This window comes from Mangrovihabitans endophyticus (genome assembly GCF_014646155.1).
Lineage (GTDB): Bacteria > Actinomycetota > Actinomycetes > Mycobacteriales > Micromonosporaceae > Actinoplanes > Actinoplanes endophyticus.
Window position 1 is genome coordinate 1 of the sequence record NZ_BMMX01000112.1, and the last position, 1,675, is coordinate 1,675.

Consider the following 1,675-nt stretch of genomic DNA (forward strand, 5'->3'; position numbering starts at 1 on the left):
CCCGGGTGATTCACGGTGATCATCAACTGGTGGGTCCGACCGGCGTGTAAATAGACGGAAGTGCCTCTCCGGCAGGGGAAACTTGTGATTGCGACATCTACAGGTTTCGCTGCGAGGGAGGCACTTCCGGCGTGCAGTCTACGGCGTGGTCGAAAGATCTGCGGGTCACCGCGGACGGAACACAGGTGGTGTCGCACGTCGGCACGGCGTTGCTGCGAATGCTCGCAGATCGGGCCGGTCTGACTGGTGCGCTGTCGGCCGCGCTCGCGCGGACCGGTGTCTTCCCGGTGCATGACCGAGGCCGGGTCCTCGCCGATCTGGCCGTGCTGATCGCTGACGGCGGCGAAGCGATCTGCGACATCGACGTGCTGCGCCATCAAGGCGAGGTGTTCGGGCCGGTCGCATCGGACACCACTGTGTGGCGAGCCCTGGACGAGATCGGCTCCGCCCAGCTGCGGCGTATCGCGGTCGCGCGGGCGAAAGTCCGCGCCCGGATGTGGAAGCTGTTTGGCGGCCCGCCGACAGCCCGCGCCGCCAGCCGTGACATCGGCGCCGGGGTGGTCGTGCTGGACGTCGACTCCACGATCCTGATCGCGCACTCCGACAAAGAACACGCCGCCGCGACCTACAAACACACCTACGGCTTCCATCCCATCCTCGTGACCTGCGACAACACCAGCGAACTGCTTGCCATCACGCTGCGACCCGGCAACGCGGGCGCCAACACCGCCGCCGACCACCTCACCGTGCTGACCGACGCGATCGCCCAGATCCCCGCGCAGCATCGCCGGCACCTGCTCATCCGCGGCGACAGCGCGGCCGGCACCCACGTCGTGCTCGACTGGCTCACCGCACAGAACACCCGCCGCCGCACCATCGAGTACTCCATCGGCTGGTCGATCAGCGAGGCCGAACGCACCGCCATCACCGCGCTGCCCGCCTCGGCGTGGACACCGGCACTGGCCGCCGACGGCGGCGTTCGCGAGAAAGCCGAGGTGGCCGAGCTGACGGGCCTGCTCACCCTGAGCGGCTGGCCGGAAAAGATGCGCGTCATCGTCCGCCGCGAACGGCCGCACCCCGGCGCACAACTGACGTTGTTCGAGGAACGCGACGGCTGGCGCTACACCGCGTTCGTCACCAACACCAACGTGGGCGCGTTGCAATGGCTCGAGGCCCGCCACCGCGCCCACGCCCGGGTTGAAGACCGGATCCGCTGCGCCAAGGACACCGGCCTGCGCCGGCTCCCGTCGCGCGAGTTCGCGATCAACCAGGCATGGTGTGTTGCCGCCGCGATCGCCGCCGACCTGATCGCCTGGCTGCAGATCCACGCCCTCGACGATGACCTGGCCACCGCCGAGCCGAAACGGCTGCGCTACCGGCTACTGCACACCGCCGCCCGGCTGACCCGAGGCCAACGCCACCGCTGGCTACGCATCCCCACCACCTGGCCCTGGGCCGAACAGCTATCCGCCGCGTTCACCCGGATCACGGCGATCCCCGCACCCGGCTGACCACCGTCAGCCCGACCCCCCACGACCGGAGAACCCAGGAGACCACGCCCACCGCCGCGACAGACGGCCCACCACCATGCCCGGACCCGCCACACCCATCAACATCGATCGATCAGAGCGGCCTGGCCGAACGAGCAGCCATCAACTGCGAATCATCGAGGCTA

At 68.9% G+C, this 1,675-nt stretch carries 1 protein-coding gene; it reads left to right on the plus strand.

What is annotated here, in order from left to right; genetic code table 11:
• Positions 1 to 131: 131 nt before the first annotated feature.
• Positions 132 to 1,511, plus strand: coding sequence for an IS1380 family transposase (locus IEY73_RS32595; protein ID WP_373292923.1), 1,380 nt, complete (start codon positions 132 to 134; stop codon positions 1,509 to 1,511).
• The last annotated feature ends 164 nt before the right edge of the window (positions 1,512 to 1,675 follow it).